The 25,311-nt window shown below is 67.7% G+C and carries 17 protein-coding genes and 3 pseudogenes; 12 read left to right on the plus strand and 8 right to left on the minus strand.

Translation table 11 applies throughout. The features are described 5' to 3' along the window. Positions 1 to 160 precede the first annotated feature (160 nt). Complete coding sequence (locus V1460_RS12735) at positions 161 to 1,540, plus strand: recombinase family protein (RefSeq protein WP_338673843.1); 1,380 nt, start codon at positions 161 to 163, stop codon at positions 1,538 to 1,540. A 95-nt stretch (positions 1,541 to 1,635) separates the two neighbouring features. Beyond that, positions 1,636 to 2,334: a hypothetical protein gene (locus tag V1460_RS12740; RefSeq protein WP_338673844.1), complete on the plus strand. Its 699-nt coding sequence runs from the start codon at positions 1,636 to 1,638 to the stop codon at positions 2,332 to 2,334. A 39-nt stretch (positions 2,335 to 2,373) separates the two neighbouring features. Here V1460_RS12740 and V1460_RS12745 read toward each other — a convergent pair. Beyond that, positions 2,374 to 3,333: pseudogene (locus V1460_RS12745) on the minus strand (IS701 family transposase); the annotation flags it as partial. Positions 3,334 to 3,803: 470 nt separating this feature from the next. On the opposite strand from V1460_RS12745, the gene V1460_RS12750 reads away from it, so the two are divergent. Both V1460_RS12750 and V1460_RS12755 read left to right on the plus strand, forming a co-directional pair. Further along, a complete protein-coding gene (locus tag V1460_RS12750) occupies positions 3,804 to 4,409 on the plus strand; it encodes a hypothetical protein (protein WP_338673845.1) in 606 nt (201 codons plus the stop codon). 524 nt (positions 4,410 to 4,933) lie between these two features. Beyond that, the gene (locus tag V1460_RS12755) at positions 4,934 to 5,509 is read left to right on the plus strand and encodes a hypothetical protein (RefSeq protein WP_338673846.1); all 576 of its coding nucleotides are present in this window, start codon (positions 4,934 to 4,936) and stop codon (positions 5,507 to 5,509) included. Positions 5,510 to 5,547: 38 nt separating this feature from the next. On the opposite strand, the gene V1460_RS12760 is transcribed toward V1460_RS12755, so the two are convergent. Further along, entirely contained in the window at positions 5,548 to 6,891 is a 1,344-nt protein-coding gene (locus V1460_RS12760) for a PLP-dependent aminotransferase family protein (protein ID WP_338673847.1), read from the minus strand. 103 nt (positions 6,892 to 6,994) lie between these two features. Between V1460_RS12760 and V1460_RS12765 the strand changes: the two genes are divergently transcribed. Next, positions 6,995 to 8,383 carry a pyridoxal-dependent decarboxylase gene (locus V1460_RS12765; protein ID WP_338673848.1) on the plus strand — a complete coding sequence of 463 codons (1,389 nt, stop codon included), beginning with the start codon at positions 6,995 to 6,997 and terminating at the stop codon, positions 8,381 to 8,383. Positions 8,384 to 8,475: 92 nt separating this feature from the next. On the opposite strand, the gene V1460_RS12770 is transcribed toward V1460_RS12765, so the two are convergent. After that, a complete protein-coding gene (locus V1460_RS12770; RefSeq protein ID WP_338673849.1) occupies positions 8,476 to 8,634 on the minus strand; it encodes a hypothetical protein in 159 nt (52 codons plus the stop codon). Between the two features lie 159 nt (positions 8,635 to 8,793). Here V1460_RS12770 and V1460_RS12775 point away from each other — a divergent pair, with 159 nt between their 5' ends. From V1460_RS12775 to V1460_RS12785, 3 genes are all read left to right on the plus strand, one after another. After that, a complete protein-coding gene (locus V1460_RS12775) occupies positions 8,794 to 9,273 on the plus strand; it encodes a hypothetical protein (protein WP_338673850.1) in 480 nt (159 codons plus the stop codon). Positions 9,274 to 9,316: 43 nt separating this feature from the next. After that, a complete protein-coding gene (locus V1460_RS12780) occupies positions 9,317 to 9,922 on the plus strand; it encodes a hypothetical protein (protein ID WP_338673851.1) in 606 nt (201 codons plus the stop codon). Positions 9,923 to 10,080: 158 nt separating this feature from the next. Continuing rightward, the gene (locus V1460_RS12785) at positions 10,081 to 12,681 is read left to right on the plus strand and encodes a LuxR C-terminal-related transcriptional regulator (protein WP_338673852.1); all 2,601 of its coding nucleotides are present in this window, start codon (positions 10,081 to 10,083) and stop codon (positions 12,679 to 12,681) included. Between the two features lie 411 nt (positions 12,682 to 13,092). Here V1460_RS12785 and V1460_RS12790 read toward each other — a convergent pair. Continuing rightward, positions 13,093 to 13,230: pseudogene (locus V1460_RS12790) on the minus strand (IS3 family transposase); the annotation flags it as partial. 116 nt (positions 13,231 to 13,346) lie between these two features. On the opposite strand from V1460_RS12790, the gene V1460_RS12795 reads away from it, so the two are divergent. After that, positions 13,347 to 13,883 carry a hypothetical protein gene (locus V1460_RS12795; protein ID WP_338673853.1) on the plus strand — a complete coding sequence of 179 codons (537 nt, stop codon included), beginning with the start codon at positions 13,347 to 13,349 and terminating at the stop codon, positions 13,881 to 13,883. Here the strand turns inward: V1460_RS12795 and V1460_RS12800 are convergent. The 4 genes from V1460_RS12800 to V1460_RS12815 all read right to left on the minus strand — a co-directional run bounded on the left by V1460_RS12800 (position 13,849) and on the right by V1460_RS12815 (position 17,534). Beyond that, positions 13,849 to 14,631: an IS5 family transposase gene (locus tag V1460_RS12800; protein WP_338673854.1), complete on the minus strand. Its 783-nt coding sequence runs from the start codon at positions 14,629 to 14,631 to the stop codon at positions 13,849 to 13,851. The two genes, V1460_RS12795 and V1460_RS12800, sit on opposite strands and share 35 nt — an antisense overlap. Positions 14,632 to 14,914: 283 nt before the next feature. Beyond that, positions 14,915 to 16,363 (minus strand): NF041680 family putative transposase, encoded by a 1,449-nt coding sequence (locus tag V1460_RS12805; RefSeq protein ID WP_338673855.1) that lies wholly within the window; start codon positions 16,361 to 16,363, stop codon positions 14,915 to 14,917. 113 nt (positions 16,364 to 16,476) lie between these two features. Then, complete coding sequence (locus tag V1460_RS12810) at positions 16,477 to 17,238, minus strand: IS3 family transposase (protein WP_338673856.1); 762 nt, start codon at positions 17,236 to 17,238, stop codon at positions 16,477 to 16,479. Further along, positions 17,235 to 17,534, minus strand: coding sequence for a transposase (locus V1460_RS12815; protein WP_338673857.1), 300 nt, complete (start codon positions 17,532 to 17,534; stop codon positions 17,235 to 17,237). Before V1460_RS12815 ends, V1460_RS12810 begins: the two co-directional genes overlap by 4 nt. Positions 17,535 to 17,603: 69 nt before the next feature. On the opposite strand from V1460_RS12815, the pseudogene V1460_RS12820 reads away from it, so the two are divergent. From V1460_RS12820 to V1460_RS12830, 3 genes and pseudogenes are all read left to right on the plus strand, one after another. Then, positions 17,604 to 17,849 (plus strand): annotated as a pseudogene (locus V1460_RS12820) (IS5/IS1182 family transposase); the annotation flags it as partial. Next, positions 17,846 to 18,268, plus strand: coding sequence for a hypothetical protein (locus V1460_RS12825; RefSeq protein ID WP_338673858.1), 423 nt, complete (start codon positions 17,846 to 17,848; stop codon positions 18,266 to 18,268). The pseudogene V1460_RS12820 and the gene V1460_RS12825, both read left to right, overlap by 4 nt. Before the next feature lie 457 nt (positions 18,269 to 18,725). Further along, on the plus strand, positions 18,726 to 25,109 hold the full coding sequence (locus V1460_RS12830; protein WP_338673859.1) for an RHS repeat-associated core domain-containing protein: 6,384 nt from the start codon (positions 18,726 to 18,728) through the stop codon (positions 25,107 to 25,109). The last annotated feature ends 202 nt before the right edge of the window (positions 25,110 to 25,311 follow it).

A 25,311-nucleotide genomic window follows, 5' to 3' on the forward strand; every position in this document is an offset into this window, starting at 1 on the left:
ATGCGGCAGGGGGTGCGGAGCGGTGTCCGACCCCGACGACTGCCCCCCTTGACCCCGGTCTGGGCAAGACTGCCGGTCGAGCAGAAGATCGTGGCGGTGCGTCTGCTGGCGGCCTGGGCGGCTCGGGCAGCGATGGCTCGCAGTCGACGGGGGGACCACGATGACCGCGACCTTCCCGCCGCCGTGGGGCCGGTCCCAGGACAAGATCCGCGCTGAGGCGCTTGACCGGGCCGCGGTGGTGTATGTCCGGCAATCCACCCGTCAGCAGGTCGCTGAGCACGGCGAATCGACGCGGCTGCAGTACGCGCTGGTCGAACGGGCGGTCGCGCTCGGCTGGGCCCGCTCGCGCATCGAGGTGATCGATGACGACCTCGGGCAGTCTGCGGCGGTGGCCGAGACGCGACCCGGCTTCGCGAAACTGGTGACCGAGGTGACCATGGGCCGGGTCGGGCTGGTGCTGGGGGTGGAGATGTCCCGGCTGGCCCGCACCGGCCGCGACTGGCACCAGTTGATCGAGTTGTGCTCGCTGTCCGGTGCACTGCTGGCCGACCCCGATGGCGTCTACGACCCCTCGTACTACAACGACAGGCTGTTGTTGGGGCTGAAGGGGACGATGTCGGAGGCGGAACTATATCTGATCCGGCAGCGGATGCAGGGCGGGAAGATGGCCAAGGCCGAACGCGGTGAGCTGGCCATCCGCCCTCCGATCGGCTACTGGCGCCGCCCGTCGGGGGAAGTTGTGCTTGAACCCGACGAGCAGGCCCGCACGGTGGTGCGGCTGGTTTTCGACACGTTCGCGAGGACCGGCACCCTCAACGGCGTGCTGCGCTACCTGGTCGCCCACGACCTGCAGCTGCCGGTGCGCTCTGCATCAGGGGCGGACAAGGGCGAGTTGACCTGGCGCCGTCCCACCCGCGAGACGCTGCAGAACATGCTGCACAACCCGATCTACGCGGGATACTACGCCTACGGGCGCCGGCAGAGTGATGTCCGGCGCCGCAAGCCGGGACGGCCCTCGACCGGGCGGGTGGTGACCGCAATGGACTCCTGGCACGTGCTGCTGCCGGACCGAATGCCGGCCTATATCAGCGCCGAGCAGTACGCCGCGAACCTGCGCCGCCTTGAGGCCAACCGGAACACGGCCGCCGCCCCCGGCGCCCCGCGCGGCGGATCGGCGCTGCTGGCCGGGCTGCTGCACTGCGGCCTCTGCGGTGGCCACAAGATGACCTCCCGCTACCACCGGCACGGACCCCACCCGCTCACCCACCGGTATGCCTGCGCGTTCTACCCGGTCAACTACGGCACCGGACAGCCATGCCAGACCATCACCGGCCCGGCCCTGGACGCCCACGTGGTCGACCAGGTCCTGGCCGCAGTGCGGCCGGCCGCCGTGGAGGTGTCACTCAAAGCCGCTGAGCAGGCCGAGGCCGAGCGAGCAGTGCTGGAGACGCTGTGGCGCCAGCGGGTGGGGCGGGCCAGACTCGCCGCCGAGCGAGCGCCCGCCAATACCGCCTGGCAGAACCGGAAAACCGCCTGGTAGTACGGCAGCTGGAGAAAGACTGGGAGACCGCGCTGGCCGAGCAGGCCCGACTGGAGGCCGACTACCAGCGATTCACCGAGACCCGTCCTGCAACCTTGAGCGCCGCCGAGCGGGACGCCGTCCACGCCCTGGCAGCCGATCTTCCCCGGCTGTGGGCCGATCCGCAGGTCACGACGACCGAACGCAAGGAGCTCCTGCGCACGCTGATCGAGAGGATCACCGTCGCGGTGGTCGGCCACAGCGAGCTGGTCGACGTCACGATCACCTGGGCCGGAGGATTCGAGACCCACAGCCGGGCGGTGCGACCGGTCCTGCGCTACGACCAGCTGTCGTACTTCCCGCACCTGCTGCAGCGGCTGACCGATCTGGCCGGTCAGGGGCTGAACGTCGGCCAGATCACCGCACAGCTCAACGCCGAAGGGCTGCGGCCGCCCAAACGCACCACCCGCTTCACCACCGAGCAGGTCGGCAACCTGTTGATCCGCCACGGCATCCGCGTCCCCGGGCACCGCCGCACCCCCGCCCCGGACCTGCTTACGCACCAATGGACCGCCAAGACGCTCGCGGCGGAACTCGACCTGCCCATCAACACCGTCTACTCCTGGATCTACCGCGGCTGGATCACCTCGGAAAGGCGCCCCGGCCTGCGATTCCGGATCATCCGAGCGGATGCCGCAGAGATCCAGCGGCTCCGCGCACTGCGCGACCTGCCCCGCGGCCATCACACAAAAACCCGCTGGCAGGCCCCGATCCCACCCGAACCCCACAACGACACCGAGAGGCAAGAGCCATGAAAGACCATCCCGATATGGGGAGCACTACGGGTGGCGCACCTCCACCCGCCAGCGGGCGCCGGCGGTCTTGACCAGGTCTTTCAGCCGGGAAGTGACAGGTCCGTAGCAGACGTAGTGGGAGATCTCGGTGGGATCGGTCAGGCTTCGGCGGGCCAGAACCCAGTGCCCGAAGCCGCCGTCCCAGACGGGCCCGATGGCGACGCGTGCCCAGTGGTAGAGCCGCTGGCCGTGGGCGCCGGCTCCGGCCGAGATCCGCTTCCACGCCTGTTTGGGCAGCGCGGCGATCAGCTCGTCCACACGGGCATCGCTACCGTCGGCGGTGGTGACGGTGTCGTTGACCTTGGTGGCCAGCACATATGCCACCCGGCGTTCCTCCAGCCACGTGCGGAAGTGTTCGACCTGCCCGTATGCCTCATCCGCGGTGACCCAGGCGAACGGTACCGCCGCGTCGATGGCGCGTTGCAGCATCCACTTGAGGTGCTCGATCTTCGTGGCGAACGGCACCTCGTCGGTGATCCCCGCCTTCCGGCAGCGGTCGCGGTCGTCCGTCCAGGACTTCGGGACATAGAGTTCCCGGTCGATCAGCGCCCGTCCCTTGGCGGAGGCGTAGGCCAGGAAGGTGCCGATCTGGCAGTTCTCGGTGCGGCCCGCGGTACCGGAATATTGCCGCTGGACACCGGCTGACCTGGTGCCCTTCTTCAGGAAGCCGGTGTCGTCCCCGATGAGTACACCGTCCTTGGCGCCGATGCTCTCCACCACGAAGTCTCGGACATCATCGCGGACCGCGTCCTCGTCCCACTCGGAGTGGTTCAGCAGGCGCTGCACACCGTCCGGACGGAGCTGGCCGACCTGCTCCGCCAGCGTCCATCCGTTTTTCTTCTCCAAGGGCGCCAGCAGGCCCCTGAGATAGTCCAGAGCCCGATCGCGCGGCTCCGACCTGCCAAAACGATGCCCGAACCGGGCATGCAACCCCGCTATCCCTTCGGACCACGACTCGATCTGCTCAACCGTCAGCGACTGATCACACTGTCCGACCAACGAGCGACAACGCCTACCGTCACGCCACATGCGGTTGCAGTATTAACGAGCTATGCCGTTGGGTACGACGGCATCCTCGAACGAACCAGCCCCGGCAGCTACAAGCTCCCCAACCCCATCGATTTGACCTGCGGCGTTTCCGCTTAACTTCCGGGCATTGGCCCAGGGCGAACGCGTTCACCACCGCCTGGCGGCGGCTGACCGACCGCTCAGCCGCCACCTGACCCACCAGCACCCACCAGCACCCACCCCAACGAGAACCGGAGAGGAGAGGACCGCACCACCCCGGGAGACGTGGAACCCCAGCGCACCCCGCAGCGTCACGCGACGGCCCGCCCTCGAACGGCAGAGTGTCCGAGATCACGAGGAAACTTCACCGGAAGGAGCAGATTTTACTCCGGACAGCGATGCGCTGCGGGGTTTACGTTCACGTGCACTACCACGAGATCGAGAACGGAGCATCAGTGAAGAACCATTACCGTGCGGCGCTGGCTGGTCTGGCGGCGGTGGTGTTCGCCGGCACCGGGTCCGTCGCACACGCGGAGGGGCCCGCCCCGGTTCTGGTCAACGGCAACTTCGAGAACGGCGATACGGGTTGGGCCGCCTGGGGCGGTGCGATAATCCGGCACGTGGGCGCCTACGGGGCCGGCGGCAGCAGCGGCGTGGCCGAGTTGGGCGGGCACGGCGCCGACCAGGACGAGGTGCTGCAGCAGGTGTTCGTCCTGCCGGCCTACTGCTCCGGCCGGCTGAGTTTCCAGATGCGTTCCGACTTCTTGCCCTCGAACGGGTTCCGGGAGCTTACGGTGCACGTGTCGGACTTCAGCGGGCAGAACCACCAGCTGCGGTACTACACGAACAAGGATAAGAGCCCGACGTATGTGGCCGAGGAAGCGTCCCTGCCTGAATCGATGCGCCGTCCCACTGCGCAGACGGTCACCCTCTCGTTCGTCGTCAACGACTGGGACGACAACACGGAACCGTTCCTGATCGACGACGTGCAGGTCCACTGCGCCGTTGTCATCAGGCCGCGGAAGTAGGCCCCGGAGAGCTGGGCGAGGCCGCGGGAGGCGCCGCCGTCGGCGCTCTGAGCCGCCGCCTCGGCCGACGCGCATCCAGCCCTGCGAGCACCGTCCACACCGTTGCGCGTACTGCCGCCGGATGATAGGGCGTCACATCCTCGCAGTGAGCGGCATCCACCTGGCATAGCCGGTGGCCGGCTCGGCTGGCGGCGACCCGCTGCTCCTGCTGCCGGCGCTTGGCGAGAGCGGACGACTGGGCTGTCATGTGGGACGCACCGGCGCAGGACCGTCCAGTGTACGCCCTGGACCTTGCGGGGCCATGGCCTCAGCTCGCGGACCGGCACGTACTCGCTGGAGCTGATGTGCGACCCCGCGAAACACGGCTCGACCCGCGAGCGCCGCCGGGACGGCGTACGGATCTGTGCGTCTCGACGGCCCTCGGAACGCTCGCCCTGGTCGCTTACGTCGAGACCGACTGACTTCCCGAAGGCGCCGCACAGTCACCCGTGGCAGCACACCCGGCAGCGAGGAGCAGGCATCCAATGGCACATGTCACGAGGCAGGACGACCTGTTCGCACCCTATCGGTCGGGCGACTTCGCCACTGCGCGGCGCCGTGTCCGGCAAGCCGCCTTCGAGTATTGCGCTGCACCAGCCTACGAGGCATACGAACCGCTGCGTCACACCCTGATCGATCTGTCGAATGCTTCCCTTGTTCTGTCTGGCTCGGCCGAGGGCAGCGCAGCGGCCGAGGCCTTCGTCGACGGGGTAGTGCTGCGCAAACTGCTGGTCGGCGCAAAGGAATCGGGTGCACCTCCGCGCAACAGTATTGGTCACCTGGAGACCTTCCGCCACGGGATCTGGGGGCTGGACGTACTGGCTTCCTGCGCCATGCGGCTCGATCCCGGACACGACCACGGCTGGCTGGTCGCTTCCATCCGCAAGATGCTCGCCGCGTATCATCGCTGGGACGAGTGGGGCAACGGCACCGATCTGTCCGGCAGCGTGGCAGCACTGGAGATCTTCGCCAGCCGGCTTGCCGAGGTGGGCGATACGGCTGCTGCTCGAACCGCGGCGAAAGTGGTCGTCCAACTGCGGTGCCGCCTGGTCCACTCCTGATCCGGGTATCGTGCGGCGCTCACCACATATGCCCTGCTTCAGCAGGCGTCGTCGAGAACGGCGGCGATCTGATCAAGTACGTGGTGGGGCGGCGTGTAGGGCACACGCAGATAGTGGACGAGGGTACCGTCGGCCGCGAAGCGTGGACCTGCCGCGAGTGCGACCCCGTTCCGGCCGGCTCGTTCCACGATCGTGTCGGCGAGGGCGGTGGTCAGCCGAAGCCACAGGGCGAGCCCGCCGGGCGGGAGGGCGAAATGCCAACGGCCCCTGCCGGCGGTGACAAGCAGGTGACCAAGGTGGTCGCGCTGCTGACGCAACTCATGCCTGCGCCGGTCAAGCACCGGTTCCAGATCGCCGAGCAGCTCGGCAGCGACGAGCTGCTGCATAGGGGGCGGGGACAGCGGTCCGGCCAGAGGATGCTCTTGCAGATTCCTGATGAGTGAGGCGGAGGCTCGGATCCAGCCGATGCGCAGTCCGCCCCAGATGGACTTGCTGGTTGAACCGATCAGCAGCGCTCCCTGCATACGGGGGGCGGGAACAGGTCGGTCACTGAGGTCGAGGTCGCGCATGGTCTCGTCCACCACGAGAGTCACTTGATGCTCGGTCGCCAGTCGGCTCACGGTCCGGCGGACGTCCGGAGACATCAGCGCTCCGGTCGGATTGTGGAAGTCCGGTACCAAGTACGCGAGGTTCCCGCGCGCGGCAGCGAAGGCGTCCTGCAATTGGTCCAGGTCCCAGCCTGTTGTGGTGACCCGGCAGCCGATCAGATTCGTTCCAGGTACTCTCAGCACCCGAAGCGCATCGAAATACGTCGGGGTCTCCACCACTGCCACGCGAGGCCGGAAATGCGCTGCGAGGAGAGTCAGTGCGGCTCGGGCGCCGTTGGTGATAAGGATCTGCTCAGGTCGTGTCGCGGTCCCCTCACGGCTGTATCTGGCAGCGATCACGTTGCGTAGTTCCGCGATGCCCGGTCCGGGTTCGCCGTGCTCGGCCAGTAGGGGTCCTGCCCGCTCGACGGCTCGCTTGGTCGCATCCAGGTAGAGCTCCTGGGGCGCAGCGGGAACGGCACGGCGTAGGTCGATCAGATCCCCGGCCTCGCCCGTTGCCGAGAGAGGGGCAAAGCGTTGCGTGGCGACGGCGGGGAGCTGCAAGGTGCTGGCGCTGCCGTGCCGGGTGCGGACCCATCCCGCATCGCGCAGCCGGTCCAGGGCGGCCGTCACCGTCCCACGGCTCACGCCCAGAGCCGCAGCCAAACGGCGCTCAGCGGGCAGCTCGCTCCCGGCACGGATACGGCCATCGAGCAGCGCCGCCCGTACCGCATCAGCCAGTGCTGTGCTGAGCGGCGCCTTGGCATTCCGCCATGGGCCCAAGGCCTGAACCAACTGATCGCCTCCTATTCGCACTGGTCCAGTTTTCCACAATTGGACCAGTCATCGGAGCAGTGGGCTCCATACAGTCGTGACCACACGACGAAGGAGGCATACCGTGCACCCACGCCTTGCCGCCGACCGCGACGGACTGCCGCTCCTGTTGGAGACTGTTCGTCAACACGCCGTCGGCCTGCTCAAGGAAATCTCGGACCGAGAGGTCGTTCCTGCAGCGCCGCTGCCGGATCCGGCCCCTCTGTCCGCACAGGGAGTAGGACTGCAGACAGCGATGGACGAGTTTGCCACCCGTTGGGAGTCGGCCCTCTCGGCAAGCGCCGGACCGCGCTATCTGGGATTCGTCACCGGCGGCGTGACGCCAGCCGCACTGGCCGGAGACTGGCTGACCGCGACCTGGGACCAGAACGCGATGTCCTCCCTGGACGGGGCCGGACAGCACTTGGAGCGAGAGACGATCGGCTGGCTGCGGACCCTGTTCGGCCTGTTCGAAGACCACCACGGGACCTTTGTCAGCGGCGCCACCATGTCCAACACCGTCGGCCTCGCCATCGCCCGCGAATGGCTCGGAGAACAGCAGGGCGTTTCACCGGCTGAGCATGGTGCGGGTGCGCTCGGACCCGTACGGGTGCTGTCAGGGGCCGCGCACTCCAGCGTGGCCAAGGGGTTGTCGATGCTCGGTCTGGGACGCCAGTCCCTCGTACGTGTGCCTACCCGCCCCGGGCGGGAAGCGGTCGACCTAGCGGCCCTAGAGCACGCTCTCGCCGAAGGCGAGAGTGACGGGCCATGCATCGTGGTCGCCAACGCAGGTACAGTCAACACTGCCGACTTCGACGACCTGCGCGCCATCGTCGCGCTGCGCGAGCGCTACTCGTTCTGGCTGCACGTGGACGCGGCCTTCGGCGCCTTTGCCGCCCTGTCCCCCGAACACACCCACTTGGTGGACGGCCTCGGCCTCGCCGACTCGATCTGCATCGACCTGCACAAGTGGCTGAACGTTCCCTATGACAGCGCCGTGCAGTTCACCCGCCGCCCCGACCTGCAGACACGCGTCTTCCAGAACGCGGCGGCCTACCTCGGCCCGCTCGGGTACACCCCCGACGTGGCCCACCTCACCCCGGAAAACTCCCGCCGCCTGCGCGCTCTCGCGGCATGGTTCACCCTGCGGGCCTACGGCCGGGACGGGCACCGCGAGATCACCGAAAGGTGCGTCGACTGCGCCCGTGTGTTGGGCGACGCCGTCGAGAGCGCACCCGGCCTGCGGCTCCTCGCACCGGTCCGTCTCAATGTCGTCTGCTTCACCCTGGCCTACAACCCCACCACCGAACGGCTCGCCGCACTCGCCGAACAGCTAGCCGCCGATGCCTTCCTCACCCCCACCACCCTCGACGGTGTGCCCGCGCTGCGGGCGGCCTTCAGTAACTGGCGGACCACCGAAGCCGACGCCCGGCGAGTGGCCGCGGCGTTGCACGCCGCACTGCCCGCGTTGTGAGACAGTTCCCACCCCAGCCCGACGCTCTCCGCCAAACGCTGCGGGTACTGGGAAGGACGTGAAGTTCGCCCCTGATCGTGGACATCAGGTGGTTACGCTCCGGGGGCGAGGTCCTGTGTCGCCGGTGCCCTGGTTTCGAGTGGGGTGACGTACCCGTAGACGGGGTGTTTGTGCAGGCGGGTGTGGTTGTACTCGTCAGAGAGCCGACGGACGAACTGTGCCGCGAGCCGTCCACGGCAGATCAATCTCATCGATGTCCGCCGTACCGGTGGTCCCGAGGCTGGCGTGGTCGTCTGCAGAGGTCAACCAGTGTCTGACCGGAGGTGCTGGTCGATAGCGGATTCAGAAGCAGCGCGGGGCGGTCTCGCCCCGGTTTGTCGAGACGATCGAGGCAGTTGAGGTGACGTCATATGTCCGACGAGAGCGTGATCGAAGCTGCCGTAGCCCGGCTGCGGGCCTCCGGAGGTGATGAAGACGCCGAACCTCATCCGCGGGCCGGTGAGCTCGTGCTCCCCGACGGGCGGACTGCACCTGAGTGCATCCGCGCCTGGGCGGCCTTCGACAACTTCTATTCGTTGAACGGCGGCCGCAGTACCTTGCCCATCGCCGATCGCGAGGGCGTCCTCGTCGTGCAGCCGATCAACCGGGTGCTGCGACAGGTGTGCCTTGAGCCGATTGAGGACGAGATCGACGAGGAGACCACGGAGTACCTCAAGGACCTGATCGAGGGCCTGTCCGCAGACCTTGAGGGCTACGGGGCCGTTCTGGCGAACGAGTACCCAGACCCGATCCTGTGGATCCCGGCTGCTGGCGAGGTGAGCATCCTGTGGTACGAGCACGACGCGCTCGACCAGCGAGTTTCATTTCTCGACATGCTCGCCGGGCTGTGAGCAGCGGCCTGCCGGTCCAGGAGGGAAAGGAGAGGGAATCCCCTTGAGCTGTCTGCACTTTGACGATGAGCGGCACCGGCAGCGGACACTCGTCGGCTGCGAGTGCATTGACGAGTGCTGCCTGTGGCCGGAGAAGGAGGCCCTGGAGCTGAACCGCCGGCAGGCTCCGAGGGTCGGCGATCACCGGCGCGTCGCCCAGCCCGGAAGTGCGCAGAACGGCCGGATCGGCCAAGTCGTGAGCCGCTTCATGATGTGGGCCGAGGACGCGGAGGAAGTGGGCGCCGAGGAGGGGGTGTGGGTGACGCTGTCGATCCCGGGCGAAGACCTCCGGGGTGGGAACAGGCGGCGCAGGAAGGTGCCGCGTCCGCTGGAGTGGTTCGGCCCGATCGGCTCGACGACGCAGGCCGGCCCCGTCGCCCCGTTATGTTTCGAGTCATGCCGGATCACGAGCGCCGAGCCTGGCAGCAACCCATCCCGGGCCGCAGAAGAACTCTCACAGTTATGTTTTCTGCGGCTCCGCAATGGGGCTGCTGGCCTCCGGGCCCGGCATGACTTCGATATGCAGGTCGAACCCCGAACTGGACCAGTCTTTCGTCATGTGATTGGACCATACCGCTGGTCCAGTGCCTTGCTATGGTCGCCAACATAGAGGCTCCTCGGTACTCTCCGCCGGCCGACGCCCGAGGCGCGCCGCGGCCCGGACCCCGCGACCGGGTGACCTCAGTCCTGCGACCCGGCCCTGCGCCGCCCGGGCACCATCCGGTCCTGCCGTGCGCGCCTCTCCGAACGGCGAAAGGTAATGCCACCATGGGGATGCCTGTGTCTCCTGCCCTGTCCTGGACACGACCCCTGATCGGACGATCGTCGGAAGTACAGGCTTTCGACACCGCCCTGGCCGACCCGCATGTACGGGGACTGGTCATTCACGGCCCCTCGGGAACGGGGGCATCCAGGCTGGCCGATCATCTGATACGTACCGCCAGCGCACGGGGGCACCACACCACGCGCGTCGCCCTGACGGCCCCTGACGGCCCCGCCGCGCCGGATCCGGCGGAACGGGCCACGGCCCTCCTGCCGCGTTCGGCCGCACCCGGCACGCCACGCCCGATCCTCCTCGTCGACGACATCCACCTGGTACGTCCGGTCGGCACCGAGGCCCTGCGCGCGCTCCTCCAGCAGGACGACGCCTTCCTGCTGGCGACCGTCCGGGACGGCGACGTCCGGCCCGCCCTCGTCGTCGACCTCGAACGCCGCGACGACATCGCCCGCCTCCAACTCGCCCCCCTCGACCGCGCGCAGACCGCGGACCTCCTGCGCGGTCTCCTGGGATCCGACACCGACAGCGTGACCCTCAAACGCCTACACCAGCTAAGCCAGGGCAACATCCGCAACCTGGTCGAACTGCTCGACGGACTCCGCGACACCCGGAGGCTCCACCACGACGGCCGGCTGTGGCGCATGGCCGGAGCCCCGGCACTCACACCCCGGCTCCGGATCCTGCTGGAGGACCGGATGGACCGGGCCGGAAGCGACGCCGGGGACGCCCTGGACCTGCTGGCCCTCGCCGGCGCCGTCGCCCTGGGCGATCTGGCGGAATCCGCCGCACCCCCCGTCCTGCAACGCCTGGAGGAACGCGACCTGATCGAGATCGATCTCAGCGGACGCCGTGCCACCGCCACCCTGACGGACCCACTCCTAGCCGCCGTACGACGCGCCCGCATCCCCCTCCTGCGCCGCCGTCACATCCTGCGCACGCACGCCGAGCGGATCCACCGCCACGGCGCCCGCCGCAGCGAGGACCTCCTGCTCGCCACCCGGCTGCAGGCAGCGGCCGGCTGCGCCGACCCCGACCTCCTCATCCGCGCGGCCGGTGCGGCGCGCGCGGGGAGCGACCACGCGAGCGTCATCGCCCTGCTGGACGCACTGCCCCAGAACCTCACCACACCCTCCACCGAACTGTGGCGGGGCGAGGCCCACTTCCACGACGGTGATTGGCAGGCGGCGGACGCCTGCCTGCGTACCTCCGCAGCCCTACCCGGCAGCGCGCCCGGCACCGGGGAACCGGTCGACGCGGCACTCACCACCATGATCAACCTGTTCTGGTCGGGTGCACCCACCAGTGAGGTTCTCGCCGTCGCCCGCCGTGCCCGCACCGCCATGACCGGCGAGGAGGCGCGAACCGCACTGGCCGAGGCGGCGGCCAGCATCCTCCTGCTGGCCGGGCACCCACGTTCCGGTCGCACCCTCCTCGATTCCCTCGCGCAGCGACCGAGCACCCCGCGCTCCCGCATGATCGCCGACAGCATGCGGGCTATCGCCCTGGTCGCAGCCGGCCGGGCACAGGACGCCCTCGAAGCGACCGAACGCCTCCACCGGGCCCACCTCGACAGCCTCGACCCGCGCATCTTCCATCACTCCACCCACCTCGTCCTCCAGGTGGCCGCCCTCACGGAACTAGGCCACCCCGACGAAGCCGAGGCACACGCGCTCCGCCAGTCCGAACAGCCGCAGACGAACCCGCTGCGGGACACCTGGCTCGCCTTCCACCGCGGACGCTGTGCCTGGACCGCCGGACGCATGGCCAATGCCCGGCGCCACTACGCCGACGCCATCGCCATCAGCGAAACCGCCGGACACACCCGCATCCTGCGCCTGGCCTACTCCTACCTGGCGGCCGCACATGCCGTCCTCGGCGACACAACCGCCGCGGCCGAAGCCCTCGCCACCGCCGACACCCACCCCCGCACGGGGTTCCTGGCAGGCGAGGACCTCCTGGGCGAAGCCTGGCTGCACGCCGCCCAAGGCCGCCTCACCGAAGCCCGGAACGTGCTCGAAACAGCGGCCCACCGCGCCCAGGCAGCAGGCCAGCACGCCTCACGGCTCCTCCTGCTCACCGATCTCGTCCGCCTGGGGTCCCCCCGCCACGCCGAACCCCTCTGCGCCCTGGCCGAACGCATCCAAGGACCCCTCGCCCAGGCCCGCGCCACCTACGCGCGCGCCGTCGCCAGCCGCAACCCGGACCGCCTGCTCGACGCCGCCCGCTACCTGGCGGACCTCGGCATCCACGGCCTCGCAGCCGACAGCGCCGGCCTCGCTGCCGACCGTTTCCGTGCCGTCGGCGACCTTCGCCTCGCCCCGCGTGCGGAAACCGTCGCCCACCGGGAACGGCAACGACTCCAGGGAGCGATCACCCCTCAGTTGGCCACCCTCCACACCTGGGGCGACCCCCTGACCGAACGCGAACGCGAAGTGGCGCTGCGCGCCTCGCGCAGGGTGAGCAGCAAGGAGATCGCCGCCGAGATGGCGCTCTCGCCCAGAACTGTCGACAACACCCTGCAGCGCGTGTACCGCAAGCTCGGCGTCACGACCCGCCGCGACCTCGCCGCCGCTCTCGACAGTCCCGACTGACACCCGCCGAGGCCCGAGCAGGACGTGTGCGGCACCGGTGACACATGAACCGTCTGCCACTCTGCGGGGCTGGCTCTCCCGGCATATGTCAACGGTCCGGTGTCCGTCCGCGGTCTGACTCAACAGAGGCGTGTCCCGGCCGGTCGGTTCCGGAAGTCGGCGTGTCGGCCGTGGCTCCCCTGTCCCCCGACCGTGAGGAACACGGTCCCGTGATACTGCTCGGTGTCGATCCCCACAAGTCCACACTGCCACCGCCGTCGAGCCGGAACCAAACCAGCAGGTCGGAACGATCCGGATCGAGGCGAGCCTGACGGGCCACGGCGCCTGCTGGCCTGGGCCAAGCGGTGGCTGCACAGCAAGTGGGTGGCGGAGACACCATGGAGCTTCCCCGTGATCTTGGACACTCGATGGTTATGCCGCGAGGGTGTGTCGGTGCCGTTGGCGGGTCTCGGTCGGGGTGAGGTAGCCGAAGACCTTGTGTCTGCGCAGCCGGCGCCGGTTGTAGAACGTCTCGATGAAATCGAAGACGTCGGCACGGGCGGTGGCCCGGTCAGAAGCCGTTGTCGTACCGAACGTGAACGATGAGTTTCCGCAGTTCAGGCATGGTGTCGCCTTCGGTGAGGCAGTCTCGAACCGTCGGGTTGTCTCGTCGGTGGAGGTGCTGGATGGCGTCGGTCGTAGGTCTGCTGGAAGAGCGGGAGCTGGCTGCTCGGGAGCGGGTGGAGGTGCTGCGGGCAGAGGCCGACCGGGTCCTGGCTCTGCTCGCGGAGGCGGAGACGGGCTGGCAGGAGTGGGTGATCGCGCGGCAGCGGGTCGGCGAGGTGCTCTCCGCGACGCCGACAGCCCCGCGGGAGCCGGCTGTCGTGGAGGCCCCAGATGACGTGCAGGAGCAGGAGCCAGGACCCGCCGTGGCGGCCTCGGTCGGGGGTCGGGTGGTGCCGGTGCGGCAGCCGGGATCGGATCCGCAGACCCTGCCGGAGGGATACCGGGAGATCATGCGGGTGGTCACCGAGCAGGTCGGACCGGACGGCGGTTCGGCGACGGGCTGTCAGGAGATCGCGGCGGGACTCGGTCTGGAGCCGACACCGGCGCGTGTCGAGGCAGTGCGGCACCGGGCGAAGCGGCTGGTGACGCGGGGATGGCTGACCGAGCCGGTGCCGGGCCGGTTCACGTTCCCCGGCGGGCGAGGCGCCGGCTCATGAGCATGGTCATCGACCACAGCACCATCTGCTCGTGCACCACGGGCAGCGTCTCGTAGTCGCGCACCAGTCGTCGCGAGCGGAACAACCAGCTCAGCGTCCGCTCCACCATCCAGCGGCGCGGCAGCACCACGAACCCCTTGACGTCGTCGGACCGCTTGACGACCTGCACGGTGAGCTGGAGTTTCTGCTTCGCCCACCAGATCAGGGCTCCCGCGTAGCCGCCGTCGGCCCACACCAGGCTGATCTTCTTGTAGCGGTCGTGCAGGCGCCGCAGCAGTGGCACGGCCGCGTGCCGGTCCTGGACGCCGGCGGTGGTGACCATCACCGCGAGGAGCAGGCCAAGGCAGTCGACCACGATGTGCCGCTTGCGCCCTGCCACCTTCTTCCCCGCGTCGTATCCGCGCGAGGACGCGGGCGCGGTGGCGGCGGCCCGCACCGACTGCGAGTCGATGATCCCCGCGGTCGGCTCCGGATCGCGGCCGGCGTCCTCACGGACCCGGCCTCGGAGCCGGTCGTGCAGCTCGGCCAGTAGCCCGGTCGCGCCCCACCGGCGCGCGAAGGCGTACACGCGGTCCCACGCGGGGAAGTCGACCGGCATGGAGCGCCACTTGATGCCGTTGTCGACCGTGTAGCGCACCGCGTCCAGCATCTGCCGGTGGCAGTAGCCCTCCGGCTGACCGCCACGGCCCTCCAGCCACGCCGGGACCGGCAGCGCGTCGCGGACCACCGCCCACTCCGCGTCCGACATGTCCGACGGATACCTGGGCTCGCGGTCCGCATGGTCCCCCGCGTTCCCGAACCGGTGCGCGAGGCAGTCACACGACCGGGCAGCCGAGTTGGACGACACGGACACGGAAACGCAAGACTGCGACACAAGGGCCTCCTGGGCAGCTCGGCGTCTTCAACAACCCGGAGCTGCACAGGAGGCCCTGCCTTCATGCGCACACCCGCCACAGATCACCCGACCGAGGCGTCCCCGTCGAACCGACGTCCACCATGATCGGTACGACAACGGCTTCTCAGCTTGATATTTAACATTGCTCCCGTTTTGAGCGGAGATGTTCTGTTCGAGTTTCGAGGCGCTTCACGGTCTTCCCGGGCTCGTAGCGAGTAGCCGGTCTGCGGTTTCTTGAGCCAAGAGGTCGTCCTGGTCCGGGTCTTGAGGGTTTCGGCACGGCTGCGGGACGGGCGGTGGTCGCGCGGATGTGCCTGAACCCCCGGCGGACCCGGGCGGGGGTGAGTCGGTGTGCCGGGCGTGGTCTTTCCCAGGGGCGGCGGAGGTCCTCGGCGAGGGGGCGGGCGAGACGGAGCTGGGTGTGAACGGTGATGATCAGCCACGTCCATAGGTCGGCGACGGCCGGGTCGCGGACCTTCGGCGTGGTCCAGCCCAGGGTCTGTTTCCAGAACCTGAAGGTGTGTTCAAGATCGAACCTGCGCAAGAACGCTTGCCAGCGCACATCGATGTCTGTGCTGGTCATGCCGGTGCGCGAGGACCACAGCCAGACCGGCTTCGGATCGTGGTCGCCCGGTAGGTGGTCGACCTTCAGGCGGATCAACGTGCCGTGGATCAAAGGGAGTTCACCCTCGTGGTCGAGCCAGGGGCCGCGGGCCTGCAGCCGGGGGTGCATCCGGTCCCAGGCCAGGGCCTCGGCCCTGCCGTAGCGCGTGGTGTCGCTTGTTGTGGTGGCGTCGGGGCTGTGCCAGGAGTCCGGCTTGGCGAAGGTAAGGACGCCGCCGTGTTTGCGCGGCTGCCCGCCGCGCGGCCCGGAGCGGCGGGGGCCGGCGTCGCGGAGCATGACCCGGTCCGAGCGCAGCCGGCCGACGAGCTCGACGGGCAGGTCGGACAGGAGGTGGGCGAGGCGGCAGACGTCGTAGCCCGCGTCCGTCACGATCAGGACGTCCGGCATCCAGGGCTGCCAGTGCCCGGCCTGTACGAGGCGCACGAGGACTTCCCGGAGCTGGGCGGCGGTCACGGCGATGGCGTCGTCGGCCGGGCCCAGCCGGACCGCGTCCAGCACCGCCGTCCAGGAGGTCCGTCCTGTCTCCAGGGCGGCGACGATCGAGTACGGCCAGCCCGGGATCATCTGGTCCGAGCTGCGGCCACGTCCGTAGACGTGGCAGAACAGCAGGTCCGGGCTGGTGGGGGCGTCCGGGCGCAGCCAGTTGCTCACATCGACCGCGAGGACGATCCGTCCGTCGGCGGCCCTCGGCAGCGGGGTGGAGGCCAGCAGCCGACGCAGCCGGGTCGGCTCCAGCCAGCCGTTGTTCAACGCGCCGTACATCGCGCCGTGCCCGCGCGGATGCTCGGCGAGCAGCGTGAGTTCGGGCAGCGAGACCACCGGACCGTCCACACACAGCACGGCGTCCGTCAGGTCGAAGAGCGCGTCCGCGCGAGAGTAGAGGCAGTCGTAGAACTCAACCCGAAAGCGGGACAAGATACCCAACGCGTCACCTGCGGGCGCGTCGACGGGGACACTCATGGGCAGCGGCCGTTCTCTCGTGCTTCGTTACTCGACATCTCGAAGCGTGGAGAACGGCCGTCTCCGCTGTCCCCTGAAAAACCGCAGATCAGCAGGTCGGGTGACCTGCGAGGTTAAACATCAAGCTCAGACCAGACTCGGGTGCCGATCTCTTCTTTGAGCAGGGCCCAGAAACTCTCCGCGGCGGCGTTGTCGAAGCAGGACCCGGTGCGTCCGCAGCTCTGGCGGAGTTCCAACTCCCGTATTCGGTCCTGGAATCGGGTCGAGGTGTATTCGCTGCCGCGGTCGCTGTGGATCACGCAGCCGGGTTGCAATCCACCGCGGCCGTGGGCCATGTCAAGTGCATCGACGACGAGATCGGCGCGGTGGTGATCGGCCATCGAGTAGCCGACGACCTCGCGGGTGGCCAGGTCGAGCCAGCAGGCGAGGTAGAGCCAGCCCTCGCCGGTGGGCAGGGCGGTGATGTCGCCGACCAGTTTCGTGCCGGGCGTTTCGGCGTGGAATTCGCGGCCGATCAGGTCCGGGGCCGGCCTGGCCTTCCTGTCCGCTCGTGTCAGCGAACGGCGCTTGCGGCGGGTCACGCCCTGGATGCCGTGCTCGCGCATGAGACGGGCGACCCGTTTACGGTTCACCGCCCGTCCCAGACGCCGCAGTTCGGCATGGACGCGCGGGACACCATAGGTCTGGCGCGAGCCGACGTGGATCACGGTGATCTCGTGCACCAGGGCCTGGTCGGCGGCCCGGCGGGCGGCCCGGGGCTTTGCTGCGGCGAGCCAGGCATAGAACGAGGAACGGGCCACCTTGAGCAGGCGGCAGAGGAAAGCGACGCCGTGGGTGGTCTTCTCCGCCTCGATGAACGCATACGTCTCGTTCACCGATCGCTCTCCTTCGCGAAGAAGACCGCGGCTTTTCGCAGGACCTCGATCGTCTGGGCCTGCTCGGCGTTCTGCCGACGCAGGCGCTTGAGCTCCTCGCGCTCGGCGGTCGTGAGTTCTCCCGGGGCGCCCTCGCCACGGTCGGCCTTGGCCTGGCGGTACCAGCCGCGCAGGGACTCCGAGCTGATGCCGAGCTCCCGGGCGACGGCGGTGACCGTCTTGCCCGTGGAGTCGACGAGCGCAATGGCGTCCCTCTTGAACTCCGCGGTGTACCGCTTCGTGTACTTGCTTCCCACCTGGTGCTACTTCCTCTGGAACCTCAGGTCCCAGTCTCCAGGTGTCCACGATCAAGGTGAAGGTTCAACCACGGCAAGACCCTGGGCATAGACGTCGAGATCGTCGAGCGCAACCCGGCCGACAAAGGCTTCGTCCCGCAGGCCAAGCGGTGGATCGTGGAGCAGACGAACGGGATCCTGATGTTCTACCGCCGTCTCGTGCGTGACTACGAACACCGGCTCGCCTCCTCCCGCTCGCGGGTGTTCTGGGCGATGACGTCGGTCATGGCCCGCCGCCTCACCGGCACCACCCTTCCCTCCTGGAGGAACGCGTGAGCGAGATCCCCCAGTTCAAGGCCGTACTGGCCCACGTCGAGGCCCGGGAGAGCGAGGTCGCCGGGCAGGCTGGCCGACTCCGGGACCAGATCGCCGAACTCACCACACGCCTACGCGAGTTCGAAACCGAGAGCGAGCATCTGCAGATCACCCGCAAGACCCTCCTCAGCCTCCCCGCACCGGCACCGGTCGACGACCCACTCCGCGCCGAGGTGCCAGAACACCCCGCCTACCAGCAGATTCTCACGACCCTCGCCGACACCGGCCATCCGATGCGGGCCCGCGACATCTGCGAGGCCCTCGACCTGCCGATCCTGCCGAAGAACACCGAGGGCATCCGGTCCAAGCTGAAACACCTGGTCGACCGCGGCATCCTCACCGAACCCGAGACCGGCCTGTTCACACAGCCCCACCCTTGAGCATCAGCCCACCGAGCAGGGCACCTCACCCAGACCTCATCGCGAAACAGGCATCACGGCGCGAACCGCACTCTGAGGCGTCGTCGTCCTTCCGGGGCCCGCCAGCATGATCAACCGACCCAGGCCGGGGCGATCCGGGCAAACGCCGGGGCCCTGCATGACCATGACCATGACCGCGAAGAAACGTTCATTTTCGAAACCGAGTATTTATTCCTCTAACGAGGCGTCTCGGTGGGGTGCAAGGGTGCGCCCGAGGGCTCATTGAAAGGAATCGGCCGTGCGCGACCATCAAGGACAGGATTTGACTCAGTCAGGTGCCACGCGGAGGAATCGGCGGCTGCGGCTATTCGGCCCTGGGGGGGTGGTGTGGCTGGTTACTGCGTCGCTGGTCGCCACGAGTCTGACCTGGACGCCGGGTATAGCATCGGCGGCTGAGGATCCGAATACGCCTCCGGCGTTGCCCGAGGCGATGAGGATTCCCGGTCAACCCGTCACGCCCGGCAAGGACAGCACGGGCTATCTTCCCGGCGAATGGCATGTGACGCCGGCTGGTGAGATGGCGTACTCGATTCCGCTGGATGTCCCGCAGGGCCGTGCCGGGATGCAGCCGAGGGTGTCTCTTGAGTACTCCAGCTCTGCCGGGGCCGGTGAGGCGGGCGTGGGCTGGTCGGTGGCGGGGGCGATGTCCTCGATCACGCGCTGCCCTGCGCAGCTGTCCGACGGGGCGAAGGCGCCTCATGGTGTGCATTACGGCTGGTCGGACCAGTTCTGTCTGGATGGCAAGAGGCTGGTGCAGCTCGGGGCCGCAGGCGGTGCGGTCCCGAAGGCGAACGCCGAATTCCGGGTCGAACGGGACGGTTTTGACAAGGTTGTCTCGCAGACCGACCCGGCGAATGTGAAACAGGAAACGGGCGGGCCCGACAAGTTCACGGTCCAGCTGAAGGACGGACGGGTCCGTACATATCTGGCCCACACCGGGATTCGTGCCAGCAGCAAGGTGTACCGCGAGAAGCAGAAGAATACCTCGCCGGTCCCCAACCAGCCGCCGCCGCCCGACGAGTGGCGTACCCCCATGGCCAAGAGCACGCCGCGGGTGATCTGGCTGCTGGACACCGAGGCAGACCGGTCCGGCAACCTCGTGAAGTACCGCTATCACACGAGCAGTGACGCGACTGCGGGCAACAGTTACCTGCCGCACCGGATCGAGTACACGTCGCACTCGAAGAAGGGCAGTCCGGAGCTGTCGGCGCACCGGAGTGTGGCGTTCGAGTACGAGGACCGCAGCGACACGTCCTTCTCTTTTTCGGGCGGTGTAAAGTTCGCCCAGACCAAACGGCTGAAGCACATCAGCATGTTCGCGCCGAACCCGGCCGCGACGGAGCTGGTGTGGCGGTACTCGCTGGGCTACACCACCAGCCCGTCCCAGCGCAGCCTGCTCTCGTCTGTTAAGAAGTGCGGAAAGAGCGGTTCCGGGTGCCTGCGTGCGAAGACCTTCGGCTGGGACAGTGCTCGGGACACGAATCCCATACCGTCGTTCACGACGCGCGACATCGGCCCCGCAAGTGGTCAGCAGCCACCGTCTGTGACAGTGATGGATCTGGACGGTGACGGCAGCGACGACGCCCTGATCGGCAGCCCCACCGGTGCAAAGGAGGTGCGCTTCGGTGCCAGGAGCAACCAGGGGGGGGTCGCCCCGCTGTCATGGGTGTACAGCCTGCAGAACGACCCGGTGTGGCCGGCAGGTTTCAGCGGCAACCGCCCCTTCGATCTCAAGGGTGACGGCGCGGTCAGCCTGCTGGTAGCGGACGGCTCGAAGGGCAACGTCAAGAGCAAGGTCCTCACCTGGGACAGGAACCAGACCCGTTTCGCCGACACCGGCATCACGGTCGACAGCTACGCGGGGAACGAGCTGCTGGCCGATTTCAACGGTGACGGCCTGCTGGACCTGCTGGCGCAGAACCCGACCTCCGGCACGTACATGGTGCGGATCAACACGGCGGGATCCTTCGGGCCCCCGATGGCCACCATGCTCAACTCCATCTGCCCCGGCACGGTGGTCGACCCGAACGGTGAAGGAAAGGCCTCGTTCTCCGGCCAACAGAGAGAAATTGCAGGGAACTGTCTCGGCGATATCGCTGTGCTGTCCCTGGACGAGAACGGCCAGCCCGGTCTTCAGCCGGGCTCCTCGGGCGCGGACATCAACCGAACGGCGTACCGGGTGATGCATCCCAAACTTGCCGGCGGTGACTACCGGACCGTTCCGGGCGACTTCAACGGCGACCATGTGGAGGACTTCCTGATGCTCCCGGTGATGCCCAAGGGGAGCGGATGGACGCAGAAGGCCGTGTTGCTGTGGGGCACGGGCGACGGCCTGATGGCAACCTCTGTCAGCGGCCAGCTCGACACGATTCCGCACGACAAGTACGCCACTGTGCAGTCGGCGGACGTCAACAACGACGGCCGCAGTGACCTGGTGGCATTCGACACCACGGGGACGTACACGCTGATCTCGTTCGGTGACGGCCGCTTCAGCGACAGCGGGACCTCGAAGATCGCCGCGGACGGCGGGATACTGGTCAACAACACCGGCAGGCCCTCCTCCAATGTGGGGGACTTCAACGGTGACGGACGCGCCGACATCCTGCGCGCGGAAGGCGGCCGACTGACCCTGCTGGTCCAGGGTGCCACGCCCGAAGACAAGCTGACCGCGGTACGGGACGAGGGCACCGCCTGGGACCGCCAACACGTGACGTACTCGAAGGTGTGGACGGACCACCTGGAGACGCCGCCCGGGGCCTGCGTCTACCCGCTGCACTGCGACCGGCGGGGGATGACCGTTGTGCGCCGGGTCGACTCCCGCGACCATGTGGCCGACCAGGCCTCCGCCGCCCCTTACATCATGGAGTACGCGTTCGAGGACCCGGTCTTCGAGACCCGAGGCCAGGGATTCCTGGGCTTTAGCTCCATGCGGACCTGGGACAAGCAGCGCCCGATGGAGACCGAGTACACCTACAAGCACCGCACCCGGGTCAACAACAGGCTCCACCCCTATACGGGGATGCCCGACGTGGTGACCACGGCGGTGCCGATCCTGGACAGCGACGATGCACGCCGCGAGCCGAAGACACCCGTCAAGGCTAGGGTGACCCGCACCCACCAGAACTACGAGCTGCGATACCTGAACAAGACCGCGACCCCGGACACCTACGCCGTGTTCCCCGAGAACGGCTACACCGCCGAGTGGGAACAGAACGTCTCCATCGTCTGGGACTCCCTGGTCGGGACGAACGTTCCCTCGCACATCACCGGGATCAGCGAGCCGTCCACCCCCTTGAAACGCACGGACTTCACCGCCTCCCACGACGACTACGGCAACCAGTGGAAGAGCACGAGTGCGGTCAAGGGCGGCTCCTCCGAGACCGTCCGGACCGACTACGACCCCTCACCAGACCGCGTGCAGGACTGGCTGACCGGCCTGCCGACCAAACACAGCGTCACCTCCACCCCGGCCAACGGCATGCCTGCTGTGACCCGTATCACCGAACGGCACTTTGACGACCTGGGCCGACTGGACACGGTTTGGCAGCAGATGGGCTTCAACGACGCACTCGCGGAGACCACCACCTACGGCATCGACGACCTCGGCGTCGTCCGCAAGGAGACCCGCAGCGCAGCGGGCCTGCCGGACAAGGTCACCCGAACCGAGTACAAGCCGCTGCTGCCGGGGCAGCCGGACGAAGAGATCTACCCCTCCCAGGTTTGGTCCCAGCGTGACAAGGCCAAGTACCGCCCCTCGACGTGGAACGCCGTGTGGCCTTCGCTCGGCGTGACAGTGGCCACCCAGAACGCCGACGGCGTCCAGTCCGCCACACAGTTCGATGAACTCGGCCGCCCTGTGCACATCGCACCGGACGGACAGACGCCGACCTCGATCACCTACTCGAACCGGCCGGACACCGCCGGAGGCACCAACGGCACCACCACGGTGTCGGTCACCGGCCCGCATACCAGCAAGGCATCGACCGACGCCACCGGACGCTCCCTGGAGACGCGGGCCACTGGCTTCGACGGCACCCTGCAACTGCAGTCCCAAACCCGCTACGACACCCTGGGACGCACCGCACGGACCACACTGCCCGCCCCGGGCGGCACCACCCAGTACGCCTACGACAGCCTCGACCGGCCCACGCTCACCACTCTCCCGGACGGCAAGACCACCACCAGCACCCATACCTTTTTCACCAGCCGCACCGTGAGCCCGACCGGCGCCGCCACCACGACCACGACCAATCAGGACGGTCAGGTCAAGTCCGTGGTCAAGGGCCACACCGACCCCAGTCGGTCCCGGGCCATCACCACCAGCTACGACTACGGCCCCTTCGGACTGCTGCGCACGGCAGCCGACCACAAGAACAACGTCACCACCTACGGCTACGACATCCGGGGCCGGACCATCAGCATCGACGACCCTAACAAGGGCCTGACCAGCACCACCTACTACGGCACCGGCGAGGTCAAGACGCAGACCCGGTCCGGGAACAAGACCACGACCTACGCCGACTACGACGACCTCGGCCGCTACACCACCAAGACCACCAGCGAGGACGGCACCAGCACCTTCGAGTACGACACCGCGGCCAACGGCATCGGCAAGCTCGCCAAGGCCACCAGCCCCGACAACATCCGCACCGAATACCGCTACGACAGCAACGGCCGGGACACCGGCACCGACTACACCGACCTGAGCACCAACACGACCTACAGCACCGACCAGACCTACGACTCCCAAGGCCGCCCGGACACCCTCTACTACCCCCAGAGCCCCGGACGCTCCCGCTACGCAGTCAAGAACGGCTACAACAACGCCGGCAACCTCGCCACCATCTCCGAGGCCGCAGCCGTCAAACCCCTGTGGACCGTCACGGCACGCCACGCCAACCAGGCACTGGAAACCGCCCAGTACGGCGCCACAAACGGCCCGCTCACCCTCAAGAACACCTACCAGACCAGTGGCACCGGCCGACTCCACAACACCACTGTCACCACCCCCACCACCGCGGCACAGAACCTCACCTACACCTACTACGACGACGGCCTGGTCCACACCAAAACGGACTCCGTCAACAAGCGCACAGAAACCTACGCCTACGACAGCATCCAGCAACTCACCGACTGGGACGTCACCTCTGGCACGGCAACGAAATCCACCGACTACGCCTACGACACCCTCAGCAACCTCGAATCGATCAAGGCCGGCGGCACTCCCACCCACACCTTCCAGCACGGCCAGAACGGTGCTGGCCCCAACGTCCGCACCACGACCCAGCCAGCAGGCAAGCCCGCACAGTCCAACACCTGGGACACGCAAGGCCGCATCACCGGCGGCAACGGCCGCACCACCACCTACACGTCCTTCGACCTGCCCAAGAAGATCACCAAGGACGGTGTCACGACGACCTATCGCTACGACGCCTTCGGCACCAAGATCGTAGAAACCACCCCGACCGGCAGCACCCTCTACGTCCCCGGCCTCTACGAACACCGCACCAGCACCAAGAACGGCATCACCAAAGCAGCACACGTCTTCTACCTCAACAGCCCCGACGGACCCATCGGCCAGGCCACCTACAACGGCACCGTCACCGAAGTCGAATACACCCTCACCGACCCCCTCGGCTCCACCACCGCCGTCACCAACAGCGCAGGAGTCATCCAGAACCGACTGTTCACCGACCCCTTCGGCAACGCGATCAAAGCAGACAACACACCCGCTCCGCTCGAACCCGCCAACGGCGTCACCCGCCAGTTCACCGGCCACGAAACAGACACCACCGCAGGCCTGATCAACATGAAGGGCCGCGTCTACGACCCCCAGGCCCAACTCTTCCTCACCCCCGACCCCCTCGCGACCCCCGCCGACAACCCCTACACCTACGTCCACAACAGCCCCCTCAACCGAACCGACCCCACCGGATACCGCGACTCATGGGGCAACGGATTCAGCACCGGCGGCACCAACGGAAGCTCCGGCAGTTCCGGATTCGACGAATTCCTCGCCGCCGGCAACGCCTACGCAAGCGGAGGCCACGCAGGACTCTCCACACACAGCCAGAACGCACTGCAGAACAGCACCACCCTCCAGTGGTACAACCGCACCATCGAAGGCAAACTCCCCGCACGATCTGACGCACACGGTCTGGCCATCCCAAAACTCAAAGCCAAGAACAACCTCGGCTGGTGCCGCTCCACCCTCGAGTGCTACTCGGGCGAACTACTCGCGTGGGGTGACCTCGGCCCGTGCGACAAGCAGTGCCAAGAAGACAGCCGCAACAGGGGCGCAGTTGTGACGATGTCCGCAGGACTCAGCGTCTTCCTCGGCGGCGCGATAATCAGAATGGGGTACCAGATCCTGGCTGGCGCAGGATTGCTAGGCGCTGGCGAGGCGGTCGTCGTCACCGAAGGAGCCACCGCCACGTGCGCCGCCAACCCCGAGAAATGCCAGCAGACGGCACAAAAGGTTGCGAACGCAGTGCAGGAAGTGCAGGTGCATCTGCCGATGGTGCAAGGTCACTCGGAGAGGCTGGCGAGAGTGATTGAGCGAACTGACGGGGTCCATGGAGCGGTTGCCGCAGAACTGGACCAGGCGATCAACAGAGTATTCACCCTTCAGGAGGCTCTTCTAAATCTCGAGAGTGAAATGGCGCGAATTGATCCAATCCCGGGAAGCCACCTGAGCGAGTGGGCTTCATCGCTTGGCTACGAATCGATGGAAGCGTTCTGGAAATACCATGGTCAAGTCCAAGCGGCGATTGCCGCCACCAAGAAGCTTATTGAAAAGTAGCTCAGGTTGAACTCCTAGTGTCTGCCGGGAGCGCAGCCGTAGTGAATTCGGTCGACGGCATAGAGGCAGGGTCCCGGGAAAGTCGTTCTGCAGCCCTGTGACATGGGGTTTTGCGGGGCGGAAGAGATGCGCGGGCGTGGTCCGGTCCGGTTGGATGGAGGTTCCTACGCCTTACCGTCCGACCAGGGGATCACGCCCGCGC

This window comes from Streptomyces sp. SCSIO 30461 (assembly GCF_037023745.1).
Classification (GTDB): Bacteria; Actinomycetota; Actinomycetes; order Streptomycetales; family Streptomycetaceae; genus Streptomyces.

Bases quoted from the DNA above. Each gene is read 5' to 3' on its own strand.
- V1460_RS12735 (WP_338673843.1), top strand. From the start codon at position 161: ATGACCGCGACCTTCCCGCCGCCGTGGGGCCGGTCCCAGGACAAGATC.
- V1460_RS12755 (WP_338673846.1), top strand. From the start codon at position 4,934: ATGGCACATGTCACGAGGCAGGACGACCTGTTCGCACCCTATCGGTCG.
- V1460_RS12770 (WP_338673849.1), bottom strand. From the start codon at position 8,634: ATGAGATTGATCTGCCGTGGACGGCTCGCGGCACAGTTCGTCCGTCGG.
- V1460_RS12775 (WP_338673850.1), top strand. From the start codon at position 8,794: ATGTCCGACGAGAGCGTGATCGAAGCTGCCGTAGCCCGGCTGCGGGCC.
- V1460_RS12785 (WP_338673852.1), top strand. From the start codon at position 10,081: ATGGGGATGCCTGTGTCTCCTGCCCTGTCCTGGACACGACCCCTGATC.
- V1460_RS12795 (WP_338673853.1), top strand. From the start codon at position 13,347: ATGGCGTCGGTCGTAGGTCTGCTGGAAGAGCGGGAGCTGGCTGCTCGG.
- V1460_RS12800 (WP_338673854.1), bottom strand. From the start codon at position 14,631: ATGTCGGACGCGGAGTGGGCGGTGGTCCGCGACGCGCTGCCGGTCCCG.
- V1460_RS12805 (WP_338673855.1), bottom strand. From the start codon at position 16,363: ATGAGTGTCCCCGTCGACGCGCCCGCAGGTGACGCGTTGGGTATCTTG.